Annotated in this window: 25 protein-coding genes; 20 read left to right on the forward strand and 5 right to left on the reverse strand. The window is 56.7% G+C overall.

What is annotated here, in order from left to right; genetic code table 11:
* Nucleotides 1–272: 272 nt before the first annotated feature.
* From RQI55_RS02565 to RQI55_RS02575, 3 genes are all read left to right on the forward strand, one after another.
* On the forward strand, nucleotides 273–2066 hold the full coding sequence (locus tag RQI55_RS02565; protein WP_243255568.1) for an acetolactate synthase 3 large subunit: 1794 nt from the start codon (nucleotides 273–275) through the stop codon (nucleotides 2064–2066).
* A 19-nt stretch (nucleotides 2067–2085) separates the two neighbouring features.
* Nucleotides 2086–2658, forward strand: coding sequence for an acetolactate synthase small subunit (ilvN, locus tag RQI55_RS02570; protein ID WP_042616048.1), 573 nt, complete (start codon nucleotides 2086–2088; stop codon nucleotides 2656–2658).
* A 175-nt stretch (nucleotides 2659–2833) separates the two neighbouring features.
* Nucleotides 2834–3178, forward strand: a complete 345-nt coding sequence (locus RQI55_RS02575; RefSeq protein WP_243255569.1) for a hypothetical protein — start codon at nucleotides 2834–2836, stop codon at nucleotides 3176–3178.
* A 79-nt stretch (nucleotides 3179–3257) separates the two neighbouring features.
* Here RQI55_RS02575 and RQI55_RS02580 read toward each other — a convergent pair whose 3' ends face one another.
* Both RQI55_RS02580 and RQI55_RS02585 read right to left on the reverse strand, forming a co-directional pair.
* Nucleotides 3258–4103 (reverse strand): aldo/keto reductase, encoded by an 846-nt coding sequence (locus tag RQI55_RS02580; protein ID WP_243255570.1) that lies wholly within the window; start codon nucleotides 4101–4103, stop codon nucleotides 3258–3260.
* A gap of 139 nt (nucleotides 4104–4242) precedes the next feature.
* Nucleotides 4243–6210, reverse strand: a complete 1968-nt coding sequence (locus RQI55_RS02585; protein ID WP_311272256.1) for a methyl-accepting chemotaxis protein — start codon at nucleotides 6208–6210, stop codon at nucleotides 4243–4245.
* Between the two features lie 350 nt (nucleotides 6211–6560).
* Between RQI55_RS02585 and RQI55_RS02590 the strand changes: the two genes are divergently transcribed.
* Entirely contained in the window at nucleotides 6561–7688 is a 1128-nt protein-coding gene (locus tag RQI55_RS02590; protein WP_042616044.1) for an ATP-dependent RecD-like DNA helicase, read from the forward strand.
* 30 nt (nucleotides 7689–7718) lie between these two features.
* Here RQI55_RS02590 and RQI55_RS02595 read toward each other — a convergent pair whose 3' ends face one another.
* Nucleotides 7719–8393: a MerR family transcriptional regulator gene (locus tag RQI55_RS02595; protein WP_311276907.1), complete on the reverse strand. Its 675-nt coding sequence runs from the start codon at nucleotides 8391–8393 to the stop codon at nucleotides 7719–7721.
* 274 nt (nucleotides 8394–8667) lie between these two features.
* Here RQI55_RS02595 and RQI55_RS02600 point away from each other — a divergent pair, with 274 nt between their 5' ends.
* Both RQI55_RS02600 and RQI55_RS02605 read left to right on the forward strand, forming a co-directional pair.
* Nucleotides 8668–9423, forward strand: a complete 756-nt coding sequence (locus RQI55_RS02600) for a pyridoxine 5'-phosphate synthase (RefSeq protein WP_243255572.1) — start codon at nucleotides 8668–8670, stop codon at nucleotides 9421–9423.
* A gap of 77 nt (nucleotides 9424–9500) precedes the next feature.
* A complete protein-coding gene (locus tag RQI55_RS02605; protein ID WP_311272255.1) occupies nucleotides 9501–10766 on the forward strand; it encodes an NAD(P)/FAD-dependent oxidoreductase in 1266 nt (421 codons plus the stop codon).
* A 222-nt stretch (nucleotides 10767–10988) separates the two neighbouring features.
* Here the strand turns inward: RQI55_RS02605 and RQI55_RS02610 are convergent, their stop codons facing one another.
* Nucleotides 10989–11876, reverse strand: a complete 888-nt coding sequence (locus tag RQI55_RS02610; RefSeq protein ID WP_311272254.1) for an SDR family oxidoreductase — start codon at nucleotides 11874–11876, stop codon at nucleotides 10989–10991.
* Nucleotides 11877–12011: 135 nt separating this feature from the next.
* On the opposite strand from RQI55_RS02610, the gene RQI55_RS02615 reads away from it, so the two are divergent.
* The 8 genes from RQI55_RS02615 to RQI55_RS02650 all read left to right on the forward strand — a co-directional run bounded on the left by RQI55_RS02615 (nucleotide 12012) and on the right by RQI55_RS02650 (nucleotide 18211).
* Nucleotides 12012–12419: a helix-turn-helix domain-containing protein gene (locus RQI55_RS02615; RefSeq protein WP_311272253.1), complete on the forward strand. Its 408-nt coding sequence runs from the start codon at nucleotides 12012–12014 to the stop codon at nucleotides 12417–12419.
* A gap of 172 nt (nucleotides 12420–12591) precedes the next feature.
* Nucleotides 12592–13248 carry a TetR/AcrR family transcriptional regulator gene (locus RQI55_RS02620; protein WP_243255575.1) on the forward strand — a complete coding sequence of 219 codons (657 nt, stop codon included), beginning with the start codon at nucleotides 12592–12594 and terminating at the stop codon, nucleotides 13246–13248.
* Nucleotides 13249–13294: 46 nt separating this feature from the next.
* Nucleotides 13295–14314, forward strand: coding sequence for a ketol-acid reductoisomerase (gene ilvC / locus RQI55_RS02625; protein ID WP_042616040.1), 1020 nt, complete (start codon nucleotides 13295–13297; stop codon nucleotides 14312–14314).
* Nucleotides 14315–14680: 366 nt separating this feature from the next.
* Nucleotides 14681–15031: a helix-turn-helix domain-containing protein gene (locus tag RQI55_RS02630; protein ID WP_243255576.1), complete on the forward strand. Its 351-nt coding sequence runs from the start codon at nucleotides 14681–14683 to the stop codon at nucleotides 15029–15031.
* 174 nt (nucleotides 15032–15205) lie between these two features.
* A complete protein-coding gene (locus tag RQI55_RS02635; protein ID WP_243255577.1) occupies nucleotides 15206–15877 on the forward strand; it encodes a hypothetical protein in 672 nt (223 codons plus the stop codon).
* A gap of 124 nt (nucleotides 15878–16001) precedes the next feature.
* Nucleotides 16002–16706: a hypothetical protein gene (locus tag RQI55_RS02640; RefSeq protein ID WP_243255579.1), complete on the forward strand. Its 705-nt coding sequence runs from the start codon at nucleotides 16002–16004 to the stop codon at nucleotides 16704–16706.
* 226 nt (nucleotides 16707–16932) lie between these two features.
* Nucleotides 16933–17472: a hypothetical protein gene (locus RQI55_RS02645; protein WP_311272252.1), complete on the forward strand. Its 540-nt coding sequence runs from the start codon at nucleotides 16933–16935 to the stop codon at nucleotides 17470–17472.
* 91 nt (nucleotides 17473–17563) lie between these two features.
* Nucleotides 17564–18211 (forward strand): hypothetical protein, encoded by a 648-nt coding sequence (locus RQI55_RS02650; protein ID WP_311272251.1) that lies wholly within the window; start codon nucleotides 17564–17566, stop codon nucleotides 18209–18211.
* A gap of 56 nt (nucleotides 18212–18267) precedes the next feature.
* Here RQI55_RS02650 and RQI55_RS02655 read toward each other — a convergent pair whose 3' ends face one another.
* Nucleotides 18268–18720, reverse strand: coding sequence for an RbsD/FucU family protein (locus tag RQI55_RS02655; RefSeq protein ID WP_192064067.1), 453 nt, complete (start codon nucleotides 18718–18720; stop codon nucleotides 18268–18270).
* 238 nt (nucleotides 18721–18958) lie between these two features.
* Between RQI55_RS02655 and RQI55_RS02660 the strand changes: the two genes are divergently transcribed.
* The 6 genes from RQI55_RS02660 (at nucleotide 18959) to RQI55_RS02685 (ending at nucleotide 26225) form a co-directional block, all read left to right on the forward strand.
* Nucleotides 18959–20203, forward strand: a complete 1245-nt coding sequence (locus RQI55_RS02660) for a PLP-dependent aminotransferase family protein (protein ID WP_311272250.1) — start codon at nucleotides 18959–18961, stop codon at nucleotides 20201–20203.
* A 138-nt stretch (nucleotides 20204–20341) separates the two neighbouring features.
* A complete protein-coding gene (locus tag RQI55_RS02665; RefSeq protein ID WP_311272249.1) occupies nucleotides 20342–21172 on the forward strand; it encodes a PhzF family phenazine biosynthesis protein in 831 nt (276 codons plus the stop codon).
* 125 nt (nucleotides 21173–21297) lie between these two features.
* Complete coding sequence (locus RQI55_RS02670; RefSeq protein ID WP_311272248.1) at nucleotides 21298–22281, forward strand: ABC transporter substrate-binding protein; 984 nt, start codon at nucleotides 21298–21300, stop codon at nucleotides 22279–22281.
* A gap of 69 nt (nucleotides 22282–22350) precedes the next feature.
* A complete protein-coding gene (locus tag RQI55_RS02675; RefSeq protein WP_311272247.1) occupies nucleotides 22351–24039 on the forward strand; it encodes an iron ABC transporter permease in 1689 nt (562 codons plus the stop codon).
* Entirely contained in the window at nucleotides 24027–25055 is a 1029-nt protein-coding gene (locus RQI55_RS02680) for an ABC transporter ATP-binding protein (RefSeq protein ID WP_311272246.1), read from the forward strand. Before RQI55_RS02675 ends, RQI55_RS02680 begins: the two co-directional genes overlap by 13 nt.
* A 60-nt stretch (nucleotides 25056–25115) precedes the next feature.
* Nucleotides 25116–26225 carry an endonuclease/exonuclease/phosphatase family protein gene (locus RQI55_RS02685; RefSeq protein WP_243255594.1) on the forward strand — a complete coding sequence of 370 codons (1110 nt, stop codon included), beginning with the start codon at nucleotides 25116–25118 and terminating at the stop codon, nucleotides 26223–26225.
* Nucleotides 26226–26381 lie beyond the last annotated feature (156 nt).

A 26381-nucleotide genomic window follows, 5' to 3' on the forward strand; every position in this document is an offset into this window, starting at 1 on the left:
AATTTTGTTTCGCTTACGGATCGATTCCCGCAATAAATGAAATTTTTTCCGGAGCGTGCGTTGACGGACGTTAACTTTGTGGCTAACACTCCGACCCATGAAAAATCTTAACGTACTTATCGTGGTGGGACGGCGCATGGGCAGGATGGTGTAACCATCCGGCGAAAGCACCCATGCGCTGAACGAGGCTCCTCCAGGGGCCTTTTTTTATGTCTTTCACTCGGGCCAGATGGCCCAACGATATCCAAAGCCAAATCGGGATGGAACAGGCAATGACGGATAAGGACAATACGGAAAACAGCAACACCATGACGGGCGCGGAAATCGTTCTGCGTGCGTTGAAAGACAACGGCGTCGAGCATATTTTCGGCTATCCGGGCGGTGCAGTTCTTCCGATCTATGACGAGATTTTCCAGCAGGACGATATCCAGCACATTCTGGTGCGCCACGAGCAGGGTGCAGGCCACGCCGCTGAAGGTTACGCCCGTTCAACCGGCAAGGTTGGCGTCATGCTCGTAACCTCCGGCCCCGGTGCCACCAATGCCGTGACGCCGTTGCAGGATGCGTTGATGGACAGCATCCCGCTCGTCTGCATCTCCGGTCAGGTTCCCACATCGCTGATTGGCTCGGATGCCTTCCAGGAATGCGATACCGTTGGTATTACGCGCCCTTGCACCAAGCACAACTGGCTGGTCAAGGACGTTAATGAACTGGCTGGCATCATTCATGAGGCGTTCCGTATTGCTCAGACGGGTCGTCCCGGCCCTGTTGTTGTCGATGTTCCCAAGGACATTCAGTTTGCGACCGGCACCTATACGCCGCCATCCGCTGCCGTCCAGCAGAAGAGCTACAAGCCGCGTGTTCAGGGTGATATCAACGCCATTCACGCAGCCGTTGAGCTGATGTCGAAGGCCCGTAGGCCTGTTCTCTACACCGGCGGCGGCGTTATCAACTCCGGCCCTGAGGCGACACGCCTGTTGCGCGAACTGGTTCAGCTGACCGGTTTCCCGATCACCTCGACCCTGATGGGCCTTGGCTGCTATCCGGCATCGGGTGAAAAGTGGCTGGGCATGCTGGGCATGCACGGTTCCTACGAAGCCAACATGGCCATGCATGATTGCGATGTCATGATCTGCGTTGGTGCGCGCTTTGATGACCGTATTACCGGCCGTCTGAATGCGTTTTCGCCCAATTCCAAGAAAATCCACATCGACATCGATCCATCTTCCATCAACAAGAACGTCCGCGTGGATATTCCCGTTGTTGGCGATATTGCCCATGTTCTGGAAGACATGGTTCGTCTGTGGCGGGCGCTGCCGCAGCGCCCGGACAAGGCGCAGACGCAGGATTGGCACGAGCAGATCGAGCGCTGGCGTGCGCGCAAGTCCTTTGCCTACACAAACTCCAAAGACGTCATCATGCCGCAATATGCGATCCAGCGTCTTTACGAGGCATCCAAGGGCCGCGAAACCTACATCACCACGGAAGTGGGCCAGCACCAGATGTGGGCGGCGCAGTTCTTCGGCTTTGAAGAACCAAACCGCTGGATGACATCGGGTGGTCTCGGCACCATGGGTTATGGTCTGCCCGCCGCCATCGGCGTACAGGTTGCCCACCCGGATGCGCTGGTTATCGATATTGCCGGAGACGCATCGATCCAGATGTGCATTCAGGAAATGTCTTGCGCCATCCAGTACAATCTGCCGGTCAAGATATTCATCCTGAACAACCAGTATATGGGCATGGTGCGCCAGTGGCAGCAATTGCTGCACGGCAACCGCCTGTCCAACTCCTATACGGAAGCCATGCCTGATTTCGTCAAGCTGGCGGAAGCCTATGGCGGCGTTGGCATGTATTGCGATGACCCGGCCGAACTGGATGGCAAGATTGCCGAGATGATCGCAGTCGATAAACCTGTCATCTTCGATTGCCGCGTGGCCAATCTCGCCAACTGCTTCCCGATGATCCCATCGGGCAAGGCACATAACGAGATGCTGTTGCCGGATGAAGCCACCGACGAAGCCGTTGCCAACGCCATTGATGCAAAGGGCCGTCAGCTAGTCTGATCGGGAGAGGAACACGGATATGAACGCACATCTACAGCCCACCGGTTCGGCCTACTTCATTCAGAAGGAAACCGAAACGGTTGAAAACCACACGCTATCGGTTCTGGTTTCCAACGAGCCGGGTGTTCTGGCCCGCGTGATCGGCCTGTTTTCCGGTCGCGGTTACAACATTGAAAGCCTGACGGTTTCGGAAACGGAGCATGAGGCGCACCTGTCGCGCATCACCATCGTCACGCGCGGCACACCGGGTGTTCTCGAGCAGATCAAGTCGCAGCTCGAGCGCATCGTGCCCGTTCACCGAGTCGTGGACCTGACGGTGCGCGCCCGCCAGAACGGCCAGGATCGCCCCATCGAGCGCGAAGTTGCGCTCATCAAGGTGGCAGCAAAGGGTGAAGACCGTGCCGAGACGTTGCGTCTGGCCGATGCCTTCCACGCCAAGGTGGTGGATGCAACGCTGGAGCATTTCATCTTCGAAATCACCGGCAAGTCGTCCAAGATCGACCAGTTTCTGACGATCATAAAGCCGCTGGGTCTCATCGAGGTTTGCCGCACGGGCATTGCTGCGATGAACCGTGGCCCGCAGGGAATGTAATCTCTTTGATCGATTGATTGGGAGAAAGCCCGCGGCTTTGCTGCGGGCTTTTTTCGTTGCTCAGGCGGATAAGATGTTTATTGCAGGACTGCTACTATTGTAGAACAGCATCGCAATCCTGCACCTCCATGCGCGCATTTTTTTAAGTGTGGATAGATTGCAAAATGAAATTAAAATGCCTTCGAAGGTTTTAGCCATGTCAAAACGTCTCCGGCAATTAGACCAAGCGCTGTTCTGGCGAAGCTACCTTTTGACCGTCGGCTTCTTGATGTTCTCCGGCGCTAGCGTCGTGGGTTATGCGGCTTGGAACGGATCACTTGAGTTAGAGTGGTGGGGTGTGCTGGTGACCTGCGCTATTATTCTCGGCGGTGCTTTGCTCTTCGGTTTCGGAATATTTGGCCGAAATTCCAAAATGGAAGGTTGGGCCGATGTTGCCTCGACGCACGAAGCAGCCATCATTCTCGTCGTTATCAGCTATCCGGTGTATCTGATCCTAAAGCTTTTTTATCGCCCGCGTTAGGCCGCAATGCCCGGGAGAGATGTTTCGTTTCAAGTCGTTGTGACTTTGAGTCTGGAAAACGGTCCAAGGAGCTGAATAATCATAGCATCTCCAGTGCAGTCTTTTTTACCGGCGGCGGAAACACCGCGTCGAGCGCTTCCCAATCTTCGTCGCTGATCTCAAGATCCGTCGCGCCTCGGTTTTCTTCCACACGCTGCGCGTTGGAGGATTTCGGGATGGCCATCACGCCGTCGCGCTCTAGCAGGAATGCGAGAGCCACCTGCGCAGGGGTTGCCTGATAGGCTTTGGCGATGCGGATGAGTTCGTGATTGGACAGGATGCGGCCCTGTTCAACGGGCGAATAGGCCATGATTGGCACGCCATGGCTCTGGCACCATGGCAGCAGGTCAAATTCCGGGCCACGGCGTGAGAGGTTATAAAACACCTGATTGGCCGCGCAGTTTCTGCCTTCGGGTATTGAGAAGAGTTCTTCCATATCATCGGTATCGAAGTTGGAGACGCCCCAATCGGCAATCTTGCCGTCAGCTTTCAATCTTTCGAAGGCGTCGACCGTTTCTTCCAGCGGGTAGGAGCCGCGCCAGTGTAGCAGATAGAGGTCGAGACGGTCGGTTCCCAGACGTTTCAGGCTGCGCTCGCAGGCTTCGATCGTGCCCTTGGCGCTGGCATTGAACGGGTAAACCTTGCTGACGAGAAACACATCATCACGCAAATCTGTAATCGCCTTGCCGACGATCTCCTCTGATTTGCCGTCTCCGTACATTTCAGCAGTATCGATAACGGACATTCCAAGCTCCACAGATTTGCGGATGCTTGCGATCTCGTTTGCGGCTTTTGCGCTGTCGTCGCCCATATTCCATGTGCCTATGCCCAAAGCCGGAACAGTTCTGCCGGATGGTAGGGTGATGGTTGGGATGTCGTCATACATGTGAGCGCTCCGGGTTGATGTCATCTGCATCTTAAACCCACGAGCCACGAGGTCGATCCATAAAAATTGGGTGCTCGATCTCAGCGTGATATAAAAAAGGCCCAGGGTTTCCCCTGGGCCTTTTGTGGATTTGGATGGATCAAAACTCTTCCCAGTTGCTGTGAGCTGCGGCAGCCGACGCGCCGCCGCCGAAAGCGCCTGCGATCTTGCGGCCAAGTGCACGGGCAGGGGATGGTGCGGGTCTCGACGCGGTTGAGGCTGCTCTGACCGGGGCGGCCTGTGTCGGTGCCGTCCAGCTATTGCTGTCTGACGAAGCCAGGTTGAAGCGCGACAGCAACTGGTTCAGAGATGCGGCTTCCTTGGCAAGGCTGTGGCTGGCCGCTGTGGACTGCTCGACCATGGCTGCGTTCTGCTGCGTGCCCTGATCCATCGTGTTGACGGCAGTGTTGATTTCCTGAAGACCAACAGACTGTTCACGCGATGATTCGACAATCGCCGTGATGTGGCGGTTGATTTCCTGAACCTCGGTGACAATCACCTCAAGCGCACGACCGGTTTCCCCAACAAGGTTGACGCCGGAGCGGACATGCTCGCCGGATGTGGTGATCAGCGCCTTGATTTCCTTGGCTGCCTTGGCAGAACGCTGGGCGAGTTCACGCACTTCCTGCGCAACAACGGCAAAGCCCTTGCCTGCTTCACCCGCACGCGCGGCTTCGACACCGGCGTTCAGGGCAAGAAGGTTCGTCTGGAAGGCGATTTCATCGATAACGCTGATGATGTTGGTGATCTCACCGGAGGAGCGTTCGATCTCATTCATGGCTGTCACGGCCTGACGAACGACGTCGCCGGACTTTTCCGCGCCTTCGCGAGCCTTTGAAACCAGGTGGCCAACTTCTTCTGCGCGGTTGCTGCTATCTTTCACCGTCGTGGTGATTTCTTCCAGCGCGGCAGCTGTTTGTTCAACGGAGGCAGCCTGCTGCTCTGTGCGCTTGGAAAGATCATCGGCGGCGGAGCGGATTTCGTTTGCACCGGCATCGATGCCACGGGCATTTTTGCCGACGGAAACGAGTGCTTCATTCAGCTTTGCGAGCGAGTTGTTGAAGTCGCCTCTCAGCCTGTCGAGATGGGCGGCGAACGGAGCGGTGATGCGATATGCGACATTGCCATCGGACAGCTGGCCAAGACCCTTTGCCAGTTCATCGACAGCCAGCTGGATTTCTGCCGCTTCCTGCGCCTTCTGGGTTTCCTGTTCCTGACGCTGCTTTTCGCTCATGGAGCGGTTTGCCTGCGCCTCGCGCTCCATGTTGATCTTGGCGATTGCGTTGTCCTTGAAGACCTGCACGGTTTCCGCCATCACGCCGATTTCGTCCTTGCGTCCGACGCCGGGAATTTCCACCTGCGTCTCGCCATTGGCAAGGCGCTTCATGGCTGCAGTCATCGCCAGCAATGGTCTGGAAATGCCGCTGCCAATCGCAAGACCTGCCATGAGCGCGATGACGATTGCGCCGACAATGCTGCCCCAGATCATGGTCTTGGCTGAGGATATGGACGCTTCGTTGGCGGCGTTGCGTTTGGCCAGCAGTGCGCTTTCTTCGCCCTGAAACTCCTTGATGAAGCCGCGGAGGCCATCGAAATAGGTCTTGCCCTGGGATGCGTCCAATTGCTTGTTCATATCGCCGAGGGTTGTCGTGTCAGCCAATGCGCCGCGCGCCTTGATCTGAGGTTCGGCGAACATCTTTTGCCAGTCACCGATTGCCTTCTCGATCTTGTCGAGGCGACCAACCTGAGTTGGATTATCGCTGACCGTCTTTTTCAGATCGCTGATTGTCTTGTAAATGGCCTGTTCGCCCTGGCGGTAAGGGGCCAGAAAGTCCTGCTTGCCGGTGATGATGAATCCGCGCATGCCCGTTTCCATGTCAACGGCCGCAGCGGTGATGTCGTCCGTTGTCTGCAAGACTTTATAAGTGTGTTCAACCCAGTGCGTGCTTCTGTCCATTGAAGCGATATTGTTCAGCGAAATAGCGCCAATGGCAATCGCCAGTATAACAGGTGCAGCTGTGCCTAAAACGACTTTCGACTTTGTCGAAAGATTTTGGAAAGAAAACATAGTTCGTCGACCCCTAATTCAAGTTATGTCATTTCAATCAAAACGGCGTCATACCGAACAAGATCTGTCCAGAAATCTCGTTTGATGCGCGTATTCAGTCGCGCGATTTTGATCTTTGGAATGGTGTGAACAAACTATCCCTAATAGTTCATCCTTATAATCGGTAGTATATTAAACAAATTTATCGTTCGTTAATGGTCAGTTATTGTATTTTCAAGAATGAGAAATTACTTATATAGCGCTATATTGTTCCTTTGACTTGTAGGTGTGTGGTCGTCAGTGACCCTGCCATTTCTGTCATTCGTTCTTTTTTTGTTGCGCCTCACGCTCGAATCCTGCGAAGAGAGCGCATGCAATTATCTCCACAACAGGATGAAGCCCTGAAGGCTGTTTCGCGCTGGCTGAAGGAAGGCCGGACGCCGGTTTTTCGGCTGTTCGGTTACGCCGGAACGGGCAAGACGACGCTTGCAAAGCACTTTGCCGAACATGTGGATGGTGAAGTCCTTTTTGCAGCCTTTACCGGCAAGGCGGCGCAGGTTTTGCGCTCCCGCGGTGCAACAAATGCCCGCACGATCCATTCCCTGATCTATCGTCCCCGTGGCGAGGAAGCGGTGGAGGATGAAGAGACGGGCAAGACATCCATCTCGCCGATGTTCTCCATCAACCGCCAGAGCCCGCTTGCCAAGGCAGCTCTTATTATCATCGATGAATGCTCGATGGTGGATGAGGCACTTGGCCGCGACCTGATGAGCTTCAGCACGCCTATCCTCGTGCTGGGTGATCCCGGCCAGTTGCCGCCGATATCCGGTGGCGGGTTCTTTACCGAGCAGGAGCCGGATTTCCTGCTGTCTGAAATCCATCGTCAGGCGAAGGATAATCCCATCATCCAGCTTGCCATGGATGTGCGCGAAGGCAAGGAAATCATGCGCGGCGACTATGGTGCAGCCCAGGTCATTTCCAAGGATGAGGTGACGCAGGGGCTTGTGCTGGATGCAGATCAGGTTCTGGTCGGCACCAACCGGACCCGCAAGCGGTATAACCAGCGTTTGCGTGAGCTCAAGGGTTTCAGTGCCGATTATCCGCAATCGGGTGACAAGCTGGTGTGCCTGCGAAATGATCCCGCAAAGGGTCTGCTCAACGGCTCCCTTTGGCAGGTCATGAGTTCATCACGCGAGACGGTGAAGCCCGGCATCAACCTGATGATCCGTCCCGAAGACGATGATATGGATCGCGGCGCGGCCAAGATTAAGTTGCTCAAGGCTGCGTTTGAAGAAAGCGAGACCGAGATACCCTGGACCACGCGCAAGCGCTATGACGAGTTCGATTATGGCTATGCGCTGACCGTCCACAAATCGCAGGGATCGCAGTGGAACAATGTCGTGCTGTTCGATGAAAGCTTTGCGTTTCGTGATTCCCGCGAAAGATGGCTTTACACCGCCATCACCCGGGCCGCTGAAACACTGACGATAGTGCGCTGACCGGCGGAAGTGCACTAACTCCCGTGAGTGCTATTCCTCGTTCTGGCTGATCAGGCCCAGCTGCAGGCTTTTTGCTACGGCTTGATATCTGTCGCTTGCGCCGACTTTTTCCAGAATCACAGCTTCCAGTCGCTCATGCTCTTCAACGGGAACACCCAAGGTGCGCGCAAGCCTTGCAGGCGCATAGCCTTCCGCCATCAGCTCTAGGCATTGGCGCTCACGCGTCGTCAATCTGACGTCTGTTGCTGTCTTGGCTTGCGTTGCACCAACCGCGTGGTGCTCTTCGGGCAAAAGCGCATCGTTGATCTTCTGCATTTGCACACTGAGCTTCGAAAGCTCGGCATTCACTTCTTTTTTGCGCGCTGCAAGGGCGGCCTGAAAGAGGTCATCCGCTTCAGCTTGCGTTGTAGCTGTAGAAAGATCCTGCATGATCAACTGCACTGTTGCGATCGGGATGCCGATATCGCGGCAGAAGTTCACGACCGCCATGCGGCGTATATCGGCATGAGAATACACACGCATGATGCCGGAACGGCGCGAGGCAATGATGCCTTTTTCTTCGTAAAAATGCAGCGTTCTATGGGTAACGTCGAACATTTTCGCCATATCGGCAATGCCGACAGGCTCCGGCGGCATATTTGAAGGCATACGAATGTCAGGCAGAAAATTCTTCGCGCTGACAGCAGATACATCCCTGTTTGGCATTTGTCTGGGCTTTCCTGCATCGCTTATGGGCGTCGCTTTCCAGCCGGCATTTTTCCCCGCTTCGATGACGACACCAAATTGGATATGTTTTTCGCGATCTATGACCGCGTCAAAATATTCGTTAGACATAATACATTCCCAGCCCCAACTGCCTCTACAATGCGGGCAGCCGAACTTGGTTCCGAAGTTTTCAATTATTTTCGGCAAGTCGCTTGCGGCAAACGGCAGAGTGGGGGAAACAGTGGGCTCACACATTGTAAAAAGCGGTCCGACCATGCCAGCCAAACTCTCCGTCAATCTCAACGCCATCGCAATGCTTCGAAACCGCCGGGATCTGCCTTGGCCTGACGTCGCAAATTTTGGCCGCATCGCGCTGGCGGCCGGTGCCAGCGGGCTGACGGTTCACCCTCGGCCTGACCAGCGCCATATCCGTTTTTCCGATCTGCCGGTTTTGCGCGCGTTGATCGACGACGAATATCCGGACGCCGAATTCAACATCGAAGGCTATCCGTCCGAAGACTTTCTGCTGCTGTGTGAGGAAGCGCAGCCCGAGCAGGTCACGCTTGTGCCTGATGACCCATCCCAGGCGACATCCGACCACGGCTGGGATTTTCGAAAGCACTCTACTTTCTTGAAGGAAACAGTTGCGCGCCTGACCGCAGGCGGAATGCGCGTTTCCCTCTTTGCAGATGGCGATGGCGACAAGGACGCGGTGCAACTGGCCGCCGATACGCGTGCCGCGCGTATCGAGCTTTACACCGGCCCCTATGGCGGCGGTTACGATAAGCCCGAGGAAGCGCAGATGTGGCTGGAGAAATTGGGCGCGACTGCCGATCATGCCAAGGCTCTGGGACTTGGTGTGAATGCCGGTCATGATCTGACGGTTGCCAATCTGCCGGCCCTGATGGGGAGAATTCCCTATCTGGCGGAGGTTTCCATTGGCCATGGGCTGACGGCGGATGCCCTGGAATATGGTATGGCGGAAACGGTACGGCGTTTTTGCCGCGCCTGCGGTCAGTCTATTTCATAACTATCGTCAATTTTAGCGCCTATACTGCCAAGCCGTGCACCGTTTGCACGGCTTGTTTGTTTTGGAAGGCGGATATCATGCAAAATCATCACGTGGTCGTTGTCGGAGGTGGTTTTGGCGGCCTGCAAGTCGTTCACGGGCTTAAAGGTGCCCCGGTTCGCATCACCCTGATCGACCGTCGCAACCACCATCTGTTTCAGCCGCTGCTCTACCAGGTTGCGACCACGGCGCTTGCGACATCTGAAATCGCCTGGCCCATCAGGCGTCTGTATCGCGACCGGGCCGAGGTCACCACGCTGCTGGCAGAAGTTGGCGGCATTGATCGTGAAAGCCGCACCGTGCTTTTGAAATCGGGTGAGGCCGTGCCCTTCGATACGCTGGTTCTGGCCACCGGTGCCCGCCATGCCTATTTCGGCAATGACGCCTGGGAAAAGCATGCCCCCGGTCTGAAAACGCTGGAGGATGCCACGACCATCCGCCGCCGCCTGTTGCTGGCCTTTGAACGCGCCGAGTTGGCGAAGACCGCTGAAGAGATACAGGCCCATCTGACCTTTGTCGTGATTGGCGCCGGCCCAACCGGCGTCGAGATGGCGGGCATGATCGCAGAGCTTGCCCACAGGGTCTTGCCACCAGAGTTTCGCAATGTGGATACCCGCAAGACGCGGGTTTTGCTGGTTGAGGCGGGGCCGCGGGTTCTCCCTGCCTTTACCGAAGACCTTTCGGCCTACACCAAGCGCGCGCTGGAACGGCTTGGCGTGGAGGTTCTGCTCGGCACGCCTGTTTCGGCTTGCACCGAAGACGGTGTGACGATCGGCGACGTGTTTACGCCCGCCCGCACCATGATCTGGGCCGCAGGTGTGCAGGCCTCACCGGCTGCCAAATGGCTTGGTTCGGACGCCGACAGGGCAGGGCGTGCGGAGGTTGGTCCGCATCTGAACATCGCCAGCGACCCGGATATTTTCGTCATCGGAGATACGGCGTCCGTCATGCAGGATAATGGCAAGCCGGTTCCGGGCGTCGCGCCCGCCGCAAAGCAACAGGGCGCCTATGTGGCCGAGGTTATCAAGGCGCGGCTTGCGGGCAAGGCGGAGCAACCTGTGTTTCGCTACCGCCATCAGGGCAACCTCGCCACCATCGGCAAGAGCGCGGCTGTGGCGGATTTCGGTAAGATCAAGCTGACCGGCGTGGTGGCTTGGTGGATATGGGGTCTTGCCCATATCTACTTCCTCATCGGCACCCGTTCGCGTCTGGCCGTGGCGTGGAGCTGGCTGTGGATCTATCTCAGCGGACAGCACAGTGCGCGGTTGATTACGCAGAAAGAGACCCTGAAGGACGAGGGGTGATTAGCGGGTTCGCCAATCTATTCGAGCCGATGATGACTGACTTCGATTTTGGTTGAAACCTTTCCCGCCGTCACCCTCGGGCTTGTCCCGAGGGTCTAACCACGTTTGCTGTTGGGGTGCGTTAGATCCTCGGGACAGGCCCGAGGATGACGTTGCGTGTGACTAATGTAGGTAGCAAACATGCCCGATGATGGCCCATTTCCAGAGCCGCTATCGCAAATCTCAGGCTGACAGCAATGCAGCCCTGTGCGCTGTGAAAAATGCTTCAAGCGTCTGTGGCTTTTGCCCCGTGAGCGTTTCGTAATCATCTGTGACGATATCAAAGTTACCAGCAGCAATGTTGGCATCGGCTGATGCGAGCATCTGTGCAACGAAGGAAGGAAGGCCTGCGCCTTCTATGCCCTTTTGCAAATCGGCTGGTGAAACCTTGATGACGGCCAGCGGTTTGCCGGTGACCTTCGAGATCGTCTCGGCAATCTGGTCGGCGTTGAGTGATTGCGGGCCGGTGATGTCGTAGGTCTTGTTTTCAGCCTTGCCTTTGGCCAGAACCGCTGCCGCCGCGCGGGCGCAGTCGTCGCGGGAAATGTTCGGAACCTTGCCGTCAGCCATTGCAGTAAACCACTGACCGGCCTCAACATTGTGCGGCATGCCGTGCAGGTAGTTGTCATGGTACCATGCGTTGCGCAGGATGGTGTAAGGCACGCCACTTGCCTTGATGGCTTCTTCCGTTCCCAGATGATCCGGCGCGAAGGTGACCAGCGATGTGTCCGGCTTCTGCATGGATGTGTAGGCAATGTGCTTGATGCCAGACTTTGTCGCAGCTGCCACGGCCGCCTTGTGCTGCGTCAGGCGCTGACCGGGAACGGCAAGAGCATCTGTGGAAATAAGCAGCGCTGTATCGATACCTGCAAAGGCTGCGTCGAGGGAAGCTGCGTCATCAAAATCGTCTGTGCGGGTTTCCACGCCCTTTGCTGCCAGCGCAGAAAGCTTGGATGTGTCTCGGCTTGCAGCAACCACGTCGGATGCCTTAACGCCATAGGTTTCCAAGAGGTGGCGTATAACGGCCTGGCCGAGCTGGCCAGATGCGCCGGTCACAAGAATTTTGCTCATATGATATTCCTTTTTTACAATTTGACGGTGGTGCGGATTGATGGTCTCAAAAAGAGAGTAAGTCTAAAATAGGAATTGACCGCTTTGTGTAAAGAAGGCATTTTTTAAGCCCTACGTTACCAAAAGAGAACCAGCATGAGTGCGACAATTTCCAGACTGAAACCCACGGCCTCCGCGCCCCTGCCGGACTTCGCCAATCTGGATTTTGACAATTGCCCGGTGCGTGACCTTCTAAGTCACATTGGTGGTAAGTGGTCGACGCTGCTGTTGCAGGCTCTTGCTGAGCGCCCCTATCGCTTCGGAGAGCTTCGCCGCATGGTGCCGGATATTTCCCAGCGCATGTTGACGCAGACATTGCGCGACCTTCAGCGCGATGGATACATTCACCGCGAGGTTTTCCCCACCAAGCTGCCCAGCGTGGAATACAGTATGACCCCGCTGGGCCGCTCACTGTATCGGCCTTTGTCGGAGGTCATCAATTGGGCGCTTGAGAATCACAATGCTGTTGTGGCTGCGCGAAAGCGATTTGAAGATCAGGCCTGATTGCTGGCTTGAATATCTCATCAAGAAAAACGCGTTCATTCGATGATGCTCACATTGCGACGCGTCAATTCGTCTTCTCCGTTCAAAAAAATGCTTGACCCTTAACGACGCTCCGCTTAAAACCACTCGAACCGTACGGTACGGTACATATTGAGCAAATGGAGTGGATAAGGTGGGGACCGATCCGATCACCGCGCAGGAGTTTTCGCCACGTCAGAACGCTGTTCTGGAGCAGGCTTTGCGTCTTCTGGTCGAGGGCGGAGAAAAAGCGCTGACGACGTCTGGTCTCGCGCGCGCTGCCAACTGTTCCAAGGAAAGCCTCTACAAATGGTTTGGTGATCGCGACGGCCTACTGGCCGCGATGATCACCTTTCAGCAGAGCAAGGTTCGCACCTTCGAGAAGGCTGGCGACCGCGTTTCTGCGCAGCAATTGACGGAGCATCTCGAGGTTTTCGCCCATGATCTGCTGGACGTTCTGGCGGGCGATGTTTCGCTCGCGTTGAACCGTCTTGCCATCGGCCAGGCCAGCCGCGATGGCTCCAAGCTCGGTAACCTTTTGCTGGAGCGTGGTCGTCGCCAGATCGACAAGCGAGCACGCGGCCTCATCGAAGCTGGACGCCGTTCCGGTTATCTTCGCTTCGATGATCTCGAAGATGCTTATCGCAGTTTTTACGGCCTGATCGTCTCCGATCTGCATGTGCGCATGCTTCTCGGGGAAGCGCAGCAGGCCAAGGATTTCTCCGCCCGGGCGCGCAAGGCCGTATCGGCCTTTCTAACGCTTTACGGCACGGAGAAGGTACATTCGGAAACCGGCGGAAAGGCCGCCTGAGTTCCGGTCTAAACAACGTCACATATTTCAAGGAAGGACTACCGAAATGCGCGTCTATTACGATCGTGATGCCGATCTCAATCTCATCAAGGCGAAGAATGTCGCCATCGTCGGTTATGGTTCGCAGGGCCGCGCCCACGCGCTGAACCTGAAGGACAGCGGCGCGACCGGCGTCGTCATCGCGCTGAAGGCCGGTTCGCCAACCATCAAGAAGGCCGAAGCCGATGGCTTCAAGGTCATGACCGTTGCTGAAGCTGCCAAGTGGGCAGACCTTTTGATGATGGCAACGCCTGACGAACTTCAGGCCGACATCTACAAGGCTGAGATTGCCGACAACATTCGTGACGGCGCAGCGATTGCATTTGCGCACGGCCTTAACGTTCACTTCGGCCTTATCGAGCCTAAGGCTTCGCTCGACGTCGTCATGATCGCACCCAAGGGCCCTGGCCACACGGTTCGCGGCGAATACCAGAAGGGCGGCGGCGTTCCTTGCCTCGTTGCCGTTCACCAGAATGCTTCGGGCAACGCCCTTGAAGTTGCGCTTTCCTACGCTTGCGGCGTTGGCGGCGGTCGCTCCGGTATCATCGAAACCAACTTCCGCGAAGAGTGCGAAACAGACCTCTTCGGCGAACAGGTCGTTCTGTGCGGCGGCCTCGTTGAACTGATCCGCGCTGGTTTCGAAACCCTGACCGAAGCTGGCTACGCGCCTGAAATGGCCTATTTCGAGTGCCTGCACGAAGTGAAGCTGATCGTAGACCTGATCTACGAAGGCGGCATCGCCAACATGAACTACTCGATCTCCAACACAGCCGAGTGGGGCGAATACGTTACCGGTCCTCGCATCATCACTGCCGAAACAAAGGCTGAAATGAAGCGCGTTCTGACCGACATTCAGACCGGCAAGTTTACATCGGACTGGATGCAGGAATACCGCGCCGGTGGCTCGCGCTTCAAGGGCATCCGCCGCATGAACGACACTCACCAGATCGAAGAAGTCGGCGCCAAGCTGCGCGGCATGATGCCATGGATCGGCAAGAACAAGCTGGTCGACAAGGCTGTCAACTAAGCGTCAGTTCAAGACTGAATGAAAGAAGGCCGGGGCGAAAGCCCCGGCTTTTTTTTTGGCAATGGCAGGCGTTGATTTTGACTGCTTATGCAACCTGACGCAACCTAAGTGTGTATAACTTTCTTTTCGAGCTTTTATTTTTCGGGGGCGCAACTAATGGATGGTTATATCGTAAAATAATATCTGAGGTTGCGTCTTGAGTGTTTGTGCAAAAATCTCGCAGCGGCATTTTTCTATCTCTCAGCCTAAACCAACTATTGCCTTGCCGAGTGTTTCCGGCGTCAGTCGCGAAGGCCGACCGGCTTCCAGTCGATGCGCTGTCGGGGTGACATCCAGCCGCTTATGGCTCATGCAAGAGGTGCGGTGATGGCTCACGATCCTGCACGCGGCAAGCGTATACGCGAAGCCATTTCACAAAATAAGGTCCGCAAGATCCACGCCTTGGCGGCAGAACTCAAGGTGTCCGTTGCGGCGGTATCCCGTTGGCAGAATGGGGGCCATGCTTCACTGGAAAGTGTCTGCTCCCTTGCCGAGGTGCTGGATGTGTCCCTCGATTGGCTACTGCTGGGTAGAGGGACGATGGACTGGCACAGCGACAAGTCTATTTCTGCGACTGAGCTTCAGGGAATTCTGCTTTTGCGCGGCCGGTCGAAAATTTTCCAGTCACGCCTTCTCGCGCTGCTCGAAGCCATTTCTCTGGAACACGGAGAACGCTGAGCGTAATTTCACGCGAAGTTTCATGCTCAGGGTAACAACTCAAGGTTGATTTAAGCATCGAATATCGAGATAGTTGAGCGCAGGGACGCTGAGGTGGACTGGCACAAACTGAACATCAACAGGCCAGTCAGGCAGCCCCCTGAGTTCACTCTTAACACGCAAGGATTGTTATTTATGTCTACTCTTCTGACCATCAACGTAAAAAACCTGCAGCCGCAGACGCAGAGCTTCTTCTTCTTTCAGCAGCCGGCTGTTTATGTCGGCGGTGGAACAATCTACTCCAATAGCCTGTACTCGCAGATGCTTGGCAACTATGACGCTACGGGCTCTGAACTGACATTTATGGTCAATATGCAGTACTATGCCGGTATCCAGGAAGCCTATTCGACCCCTGTCGTCGGCGCATCGTCCGGATACACCTCGGCATCGCGCGCCATCGATCTTGCTCCAGTTGCCGGAAGCTCATCAATGCCCAACGACTCAACGGTTGCAACGGTCTCGCCGATCGGTCTCAGCCAGCCAACCTACAGCCCAGGTGTTCAGCCGGGCGCATTTCGCGTCACAACGCCAAGCTTCACCGCGCCGCCATACTACAATGTCGGCTCGGCCGTGAATGTCAATGGTAGCATCGTCCTGTCCAACTTCGTGCAGGCGAACCCACTGAGCAACACGGACTGCTTGCCCATCCTCAGATACTTTGTGCAGACAGGTACTTACACGCAGGGTTCTGTCATGGAATTCAGCCAGTCCAGCACGCAATCAGCAACGGCCGATTTTACTGGTGGCTATACCATATGCAACGTTACCTTGAATGCCAACGGTACTTGGACCACCCAGCTTCAGTAGTCTTCACGTCGCAAGGTGAATGAAGGACGCAGCATCGTCATTGATGTTTTGAGCTCACAACGACCGCCCGCCACCTTTACCGGTGGCGGGCAGGCGAGGCTATAAACAGAGTGGTTGAACCGCGATGAGCACCAGCTCTTACACGATCGTCGTACGAAATATGTCGTCAACGGTGCAATATTTCTATGTCTTTCAGCAGCAGGCAACATTTCATCCGGCTGTGGCTGCCAGTTCCATACTGAGTGGCAGCTTGGGTTGTCAGGCCGTCGGAAACTATGACGCCACGGGCGCTTCAATCAACTTCGATATGGGTACGCAAATTTATGCGGGTGCCATCAGTACAGCCCCTGCGGTTCCGCCTTCGCGATCTGCACGGGCACGGATGCAGGAGCGGGTTGCAAGTACCAATGTTGTGCGCGCGATCGAGCTTGCTTCTGAATCGACAACTGCGCTGGATTGCACGACGCTGAGTATCAGTCCGTTTGGCATGTCCGCCCCGGTCAATCAGCCCGGAATAACCGCCGGTGCCTTCGCGGTGATTGTGCCTCCCTACACTCCGACACCTGATCCGCAGATTTATTGCGGCCTCGCAACGATCAATGGTGATGGCTCCATTCTGCTTTCGAGCTGCATCGCACCGTCACCAAACGCGACGATGACCTGCACACCCGAGCCGATATTTTACGTGAAGACCGGCTACAAGGCCGACGGAGATGTCGTTGCCTATGACACAACCAATGCCGGGCAATGTGATTTTACCACCGGCTATACCCGCGTCACCGTCACATACAATGTCAATGGTACCTTTTCTACGAAGAACGGGTCTTAGGAGGCCATGCGCGTACACATCCTTATTCCGGCTCCTTCGTGGCTTTGCGCCCGCCATTGGCATGACGCCATAACGGACGCCTGACGAAGCCCTCCTTCCGATCTTTCAACCCTTGAGCTGGCGGGAAACCGCTCGCACCACCCGGATCCGTCGGCAACCGCCGCCGGTCAACGCTCTTCGCATGGTGTGAGGAGCGGTCGTCTCTCCATGGAAAAAGGAAACTCCCATGAAAAGAAGTCTTCGTAACCGTTTATTGTCCATCGGCGTCGTCGCATTGGCGCTCGGCGCATTCAGTCCTGCCCACGCCTATCCGGTCTACCGGAGCGTGACGGCCAATGCTGCAACCGGCGTGGTCGTCTGGACGAAAGACAATTTTGGTGTGAGTGGCACCCCACCCACATTATCTTTCTTTCATTATGACAACGACGCCGCCGCTCGCGACGGATTGCCTCTTGCTCAATGCTTCGTGAAGGTGGATCTGCCTGATGGTGATCCCCCAAAGCCGGGTGACGCGGCCAATGTTGGGAATGCCGATATCCCAGTCAATGCCAGTGAAGCTGACAAGCCGAAGCCGTTCTCCTGGGTCATTACATTCGACAACGATCCTCCCGGTCATTGGAGCATAGCAAGAAGCCAGATCACGGATGCAACGACCAACGCTGCCGCCAGCCGTGTTGCGGCGTCGGGCTTCCAGAGCCTTGCAACAACCGCCGGTTCGAAGGTCACTGTGATCAACGGAACGCTTGAAAACTGCACCGCACAATAGACTTCCGCTGAGAAATCTCGGAAATGTGAGCGGAACATACGTCGCTGCCGGCTATTACAAGCCGATGGCGATTTTTAAGGGGGAATTGGGAATGGCAGTACTTCATCATGCTTTTCGCTGTGCTGTAACGCCTGCTTTCGAGCGGGATCTACAAAATCTCATGCGGGAATGGGCGACCGGCGGCAGAGGTGCGTTTGTGGATGTGGCGAAGGCAAGATATGCCGCGCTGGCACAGCGGGAGGACATTCACACCGCATTTTACCTTGGGCCGGATGGCGCTGTGCCATCGTGGTTGGAGCCTGCTTTCATCAGTCCAGGTCTTGCGGCTCTCGTTATGCTGGCACCGGATTTAGAGCCTCTCCCATCCCTCAGCGCTAGCCATGATACGAACCATGCGCTGCTTGCGCGGCATTTGCCCGCGCTTGGCTGGTCGGAAGATGAGGTCAGAGCCCTTATCTATGGATGGCCGATCGAGACAGTCCTGCAAAGATATGTGCGAGGAACTTCCACGGCGGTTGCTGGTGGTTTTGCCCACACCGGGGGCTGGACGCCGCCGGGCATGACCGACATTTTGCGGGAGCGGCTCGATATTCTGGCCTCAGGACGACCAGCAAAATCTCACAAACTGGCCGAGGAGGCGTGGCACACACTGAATGAAAACAACGCTTTTGAAGATGCGCAGAAAATGCTTGCGCATCTGGATCGTTATGACTGGCTTGTCATGGCCATTACACACTGAAGGTGCCGCTCGGATATGAGCAACACCCGCACGCTGCGGGCCGCGTTTGGCCCGGCTCAGCCCTTCGGCGCAATGACGCCCTTGGTGAGAATGAAGCAGCCATAAAACCGCGTCTCGCCTGTCGTGATGACGCAATAGGCGTTCTTGGCCTGCTCATAAAACGCGAAGCGTTCGATGCCATACATCGGCGCAGACTGGCCTTCCGCAGCATCGATTTCCGCCTGCACTTCGGCCTGAACCGGCTCGATCTGGTCGGGCGCGCCCATGACTTCCATACGCCCGACTGAGGGCTGGATGGGGGTGTCCAGAGGGAAAACGGAGAGAATGGCCTTCATGGCGCGGGCGGCGGAGATGTTCTCCATCCGCAGGACCTGACCGACATTGGTGTGCTGCGCGATGCTGTCTGACGGGAAGTTGGTGTCCGTAATGACGAGCGTGTCTGCATGGCCCATGGCGCGCAGGGCGTGCAGCACATCAGCGTTCAGTGCCGGGTCGATATTCTTGAGCATTTCTTCTCCTCCATGCGGCAAATCAAGTTGGCGCACTCGAACCCGGAAAAGCCTTCGGCGTCAATCCGTCTCAGCGTCGATTGTAGACTCTTTTGCAAGCATGTATGCCTGTGCTGCGTCCGGGAGCATGCTCAGAAATATCGTGAAACCGTACCGAAACACGATAAGTCAGCATTGCTGACCTATCGATGTTTCTATACATCTATGCGCAGAAGAACACATAAGAGGAAACGAACCCATGCTTGACTGGGAACAGATTTTCGCCACGCGCTCATCGCGCATGAAGGCATCCGAAATTCGCGAATTGCTGAAGCTTCTGGAGCAGCCCGACATCATCTCGTTTGCCGGTGGCATTCCCGATCCTGCACTGTTTCCGGATGAGGAATTCCGTCAGGCCTATGAAGACATCTTTTCCGGTCCGAAGGTGAGCTCCGCTTTGCAATATTCCGTCAGCGAAGGCTATAAGCCGTTGCGCGAATGGATTGTGCAGGACATGGCCAAGATCGGTATCGAATGCGCTGTCGATAACGTTTTCATCACGTCCGGCTCGCAGCAGGCGCTGGATTATCTCGGCAAGCTGTTCATTTCGCCCAATGATACAGCACTGGTGACGTGGCCGACCTATCTCGGCGCGCTCTCGGCCTTTAATGCCTATGAGCCGACCTATGACCAGCTGAACCCTTCTGGCAACCGCACGCCGCAGACCTACCGCGACAATGCGACGAAGGCCGGTGGTGCCGTGAAGTTCGCCTATCTTTCGGCTGATTTCTCCAATCCAACTGGTGAGACCGTTGATCTGGCGGGCCGCAACCGGGTTCTGGAACTGGCTGACGAGCTGGACATCGCCGTTATCGAAGACGGCGCCTATCAGAACCTGCGTTTTGATGGTGAGCCGGTCACGCCAATTCTGGCGCTTGATATTGCCCGCAGCGGCGGCATCGAGCAGACGCGCACCATCTATTCCGGCAGCTTCTCCAAGACGCTGGCGCCCGGCTTACGCGTTGGTTTCGTGGTTGCAGCCATGCCTGTCATCCGCAAGCTGGTGCTGATGAAACAGGCGGCTGATCTGCATTCCTCGACCATCAACCAGATGGCTGTCGAACATGTGGCTTCGCGTGGTTTTGACAAGCAAGTCGCCAAGATCAAGGCAGCCTATAGTGCGCGCCGTGATGCGATGCTGGTGGCGCTGGAGAAGTATATGCCCAAATCCACCCGCTGGGTTCGGCCAGAAGGCGGCATGTTCATCTGGGTAACGCTGCCGGAAGGCCTTGATGGAGCGGAGCTTCTGGCCAAGTCTCTTTCGACAGAGCGCGTGGCCTTCGTGCCGGGCAAGGCCTTCTTTGCAGATGGCTCCGGTTCCAACACGCTGCGCATCAGCTTCTCCTGCGCCAATGAGGAGATGATCGATGAAGGCATCAAGCGCCTTGGCCGCCTGATTGCAAGCGCGGACGCGACCTCTTCCGCGACGATGCCGCTGGTTTAAGCGGTCCTTTTTACGTCATCCTCGGGCTTGTCCCGAGGGTCTAACGCACCCCAACATCAAACAAGATCAGACCCTCGGGACAAGCCCGAGGGTGACGAATAACTTTGTTCTGCGCCATCCCAACGAGAGGATTCTTCCATGTCCAGTCAGCACGCATTTCAGCAGGTAGACGTCTTTTCCGAGCAGCCGATGAAGGGCAACCCGCTTGCCGTTGTATGTGATGCGGATGGGCTGACGGATGAGCAGATGGCGGCCTTTGCCAACTGGACCAACCTCAGCGAAACGACATTCATTCTGAAGCCGACCGCGCCCGGCGCGGATTATCGCGTGCGCATCTTCACCCCGAACAAGGAGTTGCCTTTTGCCGGCCACCCTACGCTTGGCACGTGCCATGTCTGGCTGCGCCACAACAACAAAGCCGGTGTGCAGGAGGTGGTGCAGCAATGTGAGGCGGGTCTCGTTCGCGTTCGGATTGATCATGGCAAGCTATCATTCGCCGCGCCACCCTTGCGCAAATCCGGCCCGGTGGATGCTGAAACACTGGAGAAGGTGAGGGCGGCGCTCGCATTGTCGCCCGAGACCATCGTCGGCGCGAACTGGACGGATAATGGTCCCGGCTGGCTTTCTCTGCTGCTGCGCAGTCGTCAGGATGTGCTTGATATAAAGCCGGATTACAGCGCGCTTTACGAGGGTTTCCATGTGGGTGTCGTCGCGCCATGCGGCGGTGAAATCGACGCCGACTTTGAAGTGCGTGCCTTTACCGATGGCTATGAAGACCCTGTTACGGGCAGCCTGAATGCGGGCATTGCGCAATGGCTTATCGGCAGCGGTATCGCGGCCAACAGCTATGTCGCAAGCCAGGGCACGGCGCTTGGCCGGGCAGGGCGCGTGAGTGTCGATAAGATTGGCGATGATATCTGGATCGGCGGTGCCGTGACGACATTGATCGAGGGCACTGTCACGTTGTGACGGTGAAGTCCTTGGGCTATTTCCTGAAATGACGACCTGTCAGCGTCGCCGCTAAAACTTGTCTGTCACATACGTGTTATGGATATGTGTTTTAGCGGTGCCAGCTATCAACAGGAACCGCATTCATGAAAACGCTCCTCTCCACTTTCACTGCCATCGTTTCGCTGGGTATTCTGGTGGGCAGCGCGCAGGCTGCTGATCTGGTGCTTTATATCAGCCAGCCGAATGAAGATGCGCAGGCCACGGTCGATGGCTTCAAGGCCGCCAATCCCGGCATCGATATCGAATGGGTCCGCGATGGAACGCCGAAGATCATGGCCAAGCTGATGGCCGAGATCGAGGCGGGCAATGCAGCAGCAGACGTTCTGTTGATTGCCGATACGGTGACGCTGGAGCGCATGAAGCAGAACAAGCAGCTGCTGGCCTACAAATCGCCGGAAGCTGCCCATTACGATGCGGCGCTTTATGATGCGGAAGGTTATTATTACTCCACAAAGCTGATCACCACCGGCATCATGTACAACACGCAAGCCGCCATGAAGCCGACCAGCTGGAAAGATCTGGAAAAGCCGGAAGCCAAGGGACTTGTGACCATGCCAAGCCCGCTGACCTCAGGTGCGGCCCTCATTCACGCGCAAACGCTTGCCGGTGTGAGCACGCTCGGCTGGGATTATTACACGGCGCTGAAGGCCAATGGCGCGATTGCCGCTGGCGGCAACGGCGCGGTGTTGAAGTCCGTTGCTTCTGGTGAGAAGGCCTATGGCGTGGTTGTCGATTACATGCCGATCCGCGAGAAGGCCAAGGGCGCGCCGGTGGCATTCGTATTCCCGGAAGAAGGCGTTTCAGCTGTGACCGAGCCTGTCGGCATTTTGGCGCACACCAAGCATGCTGATGCGGCCAAGAAGTTCGTGGATTACGTTCTCTCTGCCAAGGGCCAGGAGGGTTTTGTCAAGCTGGGCTACATTCCAGCCCGCAACGATGTGGCCCTGCCAGAAGGCTTCCCAGCGCGCGACAAGATCAAGGTTCTGCCGATCAATGCGCCTGAAGCTTTGAAAAACTCCGAAAAGGACCTGAAGTCCTTCTCTGACATCTTCGATTCAAAGGGCTGATAGGAGTACATCGACGTCATTTTATTCCCGGGGCCGACCCGGGGATAACGTCGAAATGGAGTGGGACGCTTGTCATCAATCTCACAGAACAGCCAGCCGCGCTGGCTGTTTCCCTTTGTCATCACAGTGGTTTTCCTCCTCAGCGCACTGCCGCTGGGACGGCTTGCCTATACGGGCATACTATCATCCCTGAAGGGTGATATGTGGCCGCTGCTGAGTGATCCGGCTCTGTGGCAGGCAGCGTTGAACACGCTGTCCACATCGTTTTTTGGCATGGTCATTTCGCTTGTCATTGGCGGCGCCTTCGCTCTGGCGCTGACATTATGCGATATCCGGGGCAAATCTGCCCTCAGCTTTCTGTTCATGCTGCCGATGATGATACCGCCGCAGGTGACTGCGCTGGCATGGATTGGCATGACAGGGCCTTCCAGCACATTGTTGAAAGCCATCGGCCTTGCCCCGCCACTCGGCTCGCCTCAGCCCCTCTATTCCATGGGTGGCATTGCTCTGCTGCTGGGTGTGCAGCACGCGCCGCTGGTTTATCTTTCGCTGCGCTCTGGCCTGCTGGCGCTACCGCAGGATGGCATAGAGGCGGCCAAGCTTTCCGGCGCGACCTCCTGGCAAGTGCTGAAAGACATCATCCTGCCGCTCGCCATGCCGGGGCTGATAGCGGGGGCCGCGATCTCGTTCGTATCGGGTGTCGGCAATTTTGGCATTCCGGCCATTCTCGGCATTCCCGCTTCGATCTATACGCTGCCGACGCTGATCTACAGCCGCTTTTCCAGCTTCGGCACCAGCACATTCGGCGATATCGCCATGCTATCCGGCATGATTGCCATCATCTCCGTCATCGGCCTTGCTATTCAGGAGCGGGCTATGAAGGGGCGCGACTACCGCATCATCGGGCTTTCCGGCAAGGCTGCCACCTTCCGGCTTGGCGGCTTTCGCTTGGCTGCCGAATTTGCGCTTTGGCTCGGCATTTTCTTCATGCTGGTTGCGCCGCTGACGGCGCTCATCGTCAGTTCGCTTGCGCCTGCTTACGGCGTGCCGCTGACCTTCAAAACCGCGACGCTGCACGCCTATGAAGAGATTCTGCTACGACAGGCGGTGACGCGCACGGCCTTTGCTAACTCTCTGTTTTTGGCCACCGCGACATCCTTATGTCTCCTGGCGGTGACTGTGTTGACGGCCTATTTTCTGGTGCGGGGCAAAAGCCGCTTCATGTTCCTGCTTTCGGCGCTGGTCGATATTCCCTATGCGCTGCCGGGCGTCGTTATTTCCGTTTCCTATGTGCTGCTGTTTGCCGCCCCCATTCCGCTGCTGGGCGTCACTCTGTACGGCACGTTGTGGATCATCCTGCTGGCCTATTTCTCATCCTTCTTCGCTGTCAGTCTGAAGCCTATGGTGTCGGCCTTCACGCAGTTCGATCCTGCGCTAGAGGAGGCAGCAAGACTGGCCGGTGCGGGGTTCTGGCGGCGGATGTTCGATATCATTCTGCCGCTGGTCGGGCCTGCCGCCGGCGCGTCAGTCATCCTCGTCTTTCTCATCGCCTGCAACGAGCTCACCGTTTCTGCGCTGTTGTGGTCCGCAGGTACCCAGACGCTGGGCGTCGTCATCTACAATCTCGATGACAGCGGCAGTTTCGATCTGGCCTCGGCACTATCAGTTCTGGTGGTGGCGATGGTGATTGTTCTCATGCTGCTGCTGGAAATCCTCGGGCGAAAACTGCCGAAGGGAGTTGTGCCTTGGCGAAACTGATACTCAACCGTCTTTCCAAGTCATTCGGTTCAGGCAAACAGGCTGTAAACGATGTCTCGATAACCGTGCGCGATGGCGGGTTTCTGGCACTGCTTGGCCCTTCCGGCTGCGGCAAGACGACAGTGCTGCGCATGATTGCCGGGTTCGAGCAGCCGACCGACGGTGCCATATTGCTGGGTGATCGGGTCTTGGCTGATGCTGGCAGCATGGTGCCGCCAGAGCGGCGCAACATGGCCATGGTATTTCAGTCTTACGCACTCTGGCCGCACATGACGGTGGCGGAAAACGCTGGCTATCCTCTCAAGGTCCGAGGCATTTCGGGCGAACGCTATCGGCAGAAGGTCGCGCATGCGCTGGCCACCGTTCGGCTGGAGGCCTATGCGGAAAGGCGTCCATCAGAACTCTCCGGCGGGCAACGGCAGCGCGTGGCGCTGGCCCGCTGCCTCGTGACAGAGCCGGATGTTGTGCTGCTGGATGAGCCGCTTGCCAATCTGGACCGGCATCTGCGGCAGGAAATGGAGGAAACCTTCCGCGAGTTTCATGCCACATCCGGCGCGACGATGGTCTACGTCACGCATGATCAGGCCGAAGCCATGGCGCTGGCGACCGATGTCGCTGTCATGTCCGAGGGCAAGCTTTTGCAAATGGCCGCGCCCGCAGAGCTCTACGCCCGGCCCGAAGGCAGGCTTGTGGGTGGGCTGGTGGGGCAGGGTGCCATCCTCTCGGTTCCCAAAGTGGAAGGTGCGGCCCGCACTCTCGACTGGGCGGCGTTGCGACCTCTTCTGACGGATAAATTAGCTCAATCACCGGCTGATGATATTCTAGTCCGCCCGCAGGATGTCTTGCAGGATGGGGAGGGCATTGCGTGCAGGGTCACGAATGTTCTTTACGAGGGCGAGCGTTACGCCCTGCGGCTGACCCTGCCGGACGGGCAGGTGCTGCGCGCCTACTCCCGCGAACCCGCCGCCGTTGGCTCCCTGTATCCGGTCAGCATCCGCTCTGCCTGGCGGCTGTGAAGCCTGCCTTGGCAAGTCTGATCGATTGTGGATATGGTGGGGGCCAACAGGGAATGACGTATGTCGCTGCGGCTTGCCACCTTCAACATCGAAAACCTTCTCACCCGTTTTGATTATAGCGGCTTTCGCAACCAGACGCGGCGCGACCGCGCCATGCAGCTTTTCGATGTTCGGGACGAGGTCGCCTATCAGGCGCTGGAAAGCGCAAGGATGCTCGCTTCCACAGATGATACGCGCCAACTCTCGGCACTGGCCATCGCGGACGCGGATGCCGATATTCTCTGCCTGCAGGAAGTCGACAACATGGCCGCCCTTCAGGCCTTCGAATATGGTTATCTCTACCGCATGGTGGGGAATGGGTACCGCCAGAAATACCTCGTTGAAGGCAATGATAGCCGCGGCATCGATGTGGCAGTCATTATGCGCGAGGAAACGCTTGACTGCGAAAAAATCGAGCTTGTCGACATCAAGAGCCACGCTGCGCTGACCTATCGCGAGCTTGACCTGTTCAATCAATCTCTGTCGCTGACCAACCGTATCGATGACAAGATCTTCAAGCGGGATTGCCTGGAACTTGATCTGCGGATAGGCGGCAAGCCGTTCAGCCTCTATGTCTGCCACCTGAAATCCATGAGCAACGCCCGCGAAGCTGGCGATGGCCGGCTCGGCACCATGCCCGTGCGCGAAGCCGAAACGAGAGCCATTCGCCACATCGTGGAGAACCGCTTCAAGGATCAGCCCCGGGACGCCAGAAACTTCGCCATATGCGGTGACATGAACGACTACCAGGAGCGCGTCGTCATCTCCGGAAGCCGCCGCACGGGCTATACCTTCGCGCCTGTCAGTGAGGAGCGCAGTGCGCTCGACATTTTCACCCATGATGATTTTGCGGTAAACCCCATGACGCGGCGCGATGCGATGGACCGCTGGACGCTGTACCACTCCCGTGGCCCGCAAGAGCAGCATCTCTGCCAACTCGACTATATCTGGCTGTCACCCCACCTTGCCGAACGCAATGCCGCAAGCATCCCGGAGATCGTGCGCGCCGGTCAACCCTACCGTACCGTCTTCCCGCCCGGCCAAGACATAGAGCGCTACCCACGCACAGGCTGGGACAGACCAAAAGCCTCAGACCATTGCCCAGTGGTGATGACGCTGGATTTGGGGTGAAAGGTGCGGTGAGAGAACAAGCGATGGAGCAATGTTAGGCTGTACAGCGAAGATGCGGACCCCATCTGACTATACTCCTCGCCAGAGCAGCCAACGAAGTCATTCTTAGTCTCGTTGAATTGGTGTTCTTGAAATGGTGCACAAGAGCTGAAAGTG

Source organism: Rhizobium sp. WCS2018Hpa-16 (genome assembly GCF_031843705.1).
Classification (GTDB): Bacteria; Pseudomonadota; Alphaproteobacteria; order Rhizobiales; family Rhizobiaceae; genus Agrobacterium; species Agrobacterium tumefaciens_C.

Coding starts and splice junctions, on each gene's coding strand:
- RQI55_RS02565 (WP_243255568.1), top strand. CDS start 273: ATGACGGATAAGGACAATACGGAAAACAGCAACACCATGACGGGCGCG.
- ilvN (WP_042616048.1), top strand. CDS start 2,086: ATGAACGCACATCTACAGCCCACCGGTTCGGCCTACTTCATTCAGAAG.
- RQI55_RS02575 (WP_243255569.1), top strand. CDS start 2,834: ATGCCTTCGAAGGTTTTAGCCATGTCAAAACGTCTCCGGCAATTAGAC.
- RQI55_RS02580 (WP_243255570.1), bottom strand. CDS start 4,103: ATGTATGACGACATCCCAACCATCACCCTACCATCCGGCAGAACTGTT.
- RQI55_RS02585 (WP_311272256.1), bottom strand. CDS start 6,210: ATGTTTTCTTTCCAAAATCTTTCGACAAAGTCGAAAGTCGTTTTAGGC.
- RQI55_RS02590 (WP_042616044.1), top strand. CDS start 6,561: ATGCAATTATCTCCACAACAGGATGAAGCCCTGAAGGCTGTTTCGCGC.
- RQI55_RS02595 (WP_311276907.1), bottom strand. CDS start 8,393: ATGCCAAACAGGGATGTATCTGCTGTCAGCGCGAAGAATTTTCTGCCT.
- RQI55_RS02600 (WP_243255572.1), top strand. CDS start 8,668: ATGCCAGCCAAACTCTCCGTCAATCTCAACGCCATCGCAATGCTTCGA.
- RQI55_RS02605 (WP_311272255.1), top strand. CDS start 9,501: ATGCAAAATCATCACGTGGTCGTTGTCGGAGGTGGTTTTGGCGGCCTG.
- RQI55_RS02610 (WP_311272254.1), bottom strand. CDS start 11,876: ATGAGCAAAATTCTTGTGACCGGCGCATCTGGCCAGCTCGGCCAGGCC.
- RQI55_RS02615 (WP_311272253.1), top strand. CDS start 12,012: ATGAGTGCGACAATTTCCAGACTGAAACCCACGGCCTCCGCGCCCCTG.
- ilvC (WP_042616040.1), top strand. CDS start 13,295: ATGCGCGTCTATTACGATCGTGATGCCGATCTCAATCTCATCAAGGCG.
- RQI55_RS02630 (WP_243255576.1), top strand. CDS start 14,681: ATGGCTCACGATCCTGCACGCGGCAAGCGTATACGCGAAGCCATTTCA.
- RQI55_RS02635 (WP_243255577.1), top strand. CDS start 15,206: ATGTCTACTCTTCTGACCATCAACGTAAAAAACCTGCAGCCGCAGACG.
- RQI55_RS02640 (WP_243255579.1), top strand. CDS start 16,002: ATGAGCACCAGCTCTTACACGATCGTCGTACGAAATATGTCGTCAACG.
- RQI55_RS02645 (WP_311272252.1), top strand. CDS start 16,933: ATGAAAAGAAGTCTTCGTAACCGTTTATTGTCCATCGGCGTCGTCGCA.
- RQI55_RS02650 (WP_311272251.1), top strand. CDS start 17,564: ATGGCAGTACTTCATCATGCTTTTCGCTGTGCTGTAACGCCTGCTTTC.
- RQI55_RS02655 (WP_192064067.1), bottom strand. CDS start 18,720: ATGCTCAAGAATATCGACCCGGCACTGAACGCTGATGTGCTGCACGCC.
- RQI55_RS02660 (WP_311272250.1), top strand. CDS start 18,959: ATGCTTGACTGGGAACAGATTTTCGCCACGCGCTCATCGCGCATGAAG.
- RQI55_RS02665 (WP_311272249.1), top strand. CDS start 20,342: ATGTCCAGTCAGCACGCATTTCAGCAGGTAGACGTCTTTTCCGAGCAG.
- RQI55_RS02670 (WP_311272248.1), top strand. CDS start 21,298: ATGAAAACGCTCCTCTCCACTTTCACTGCCATCGTTTCGCTGGGTATT.
- RQI55_RS02685 (WP_243255594.1), top strand. CDS start 25,116: ATGTCGCTGCGGCTTGCCACCTTCAACATCGAAAACCTTCTCACCCGT.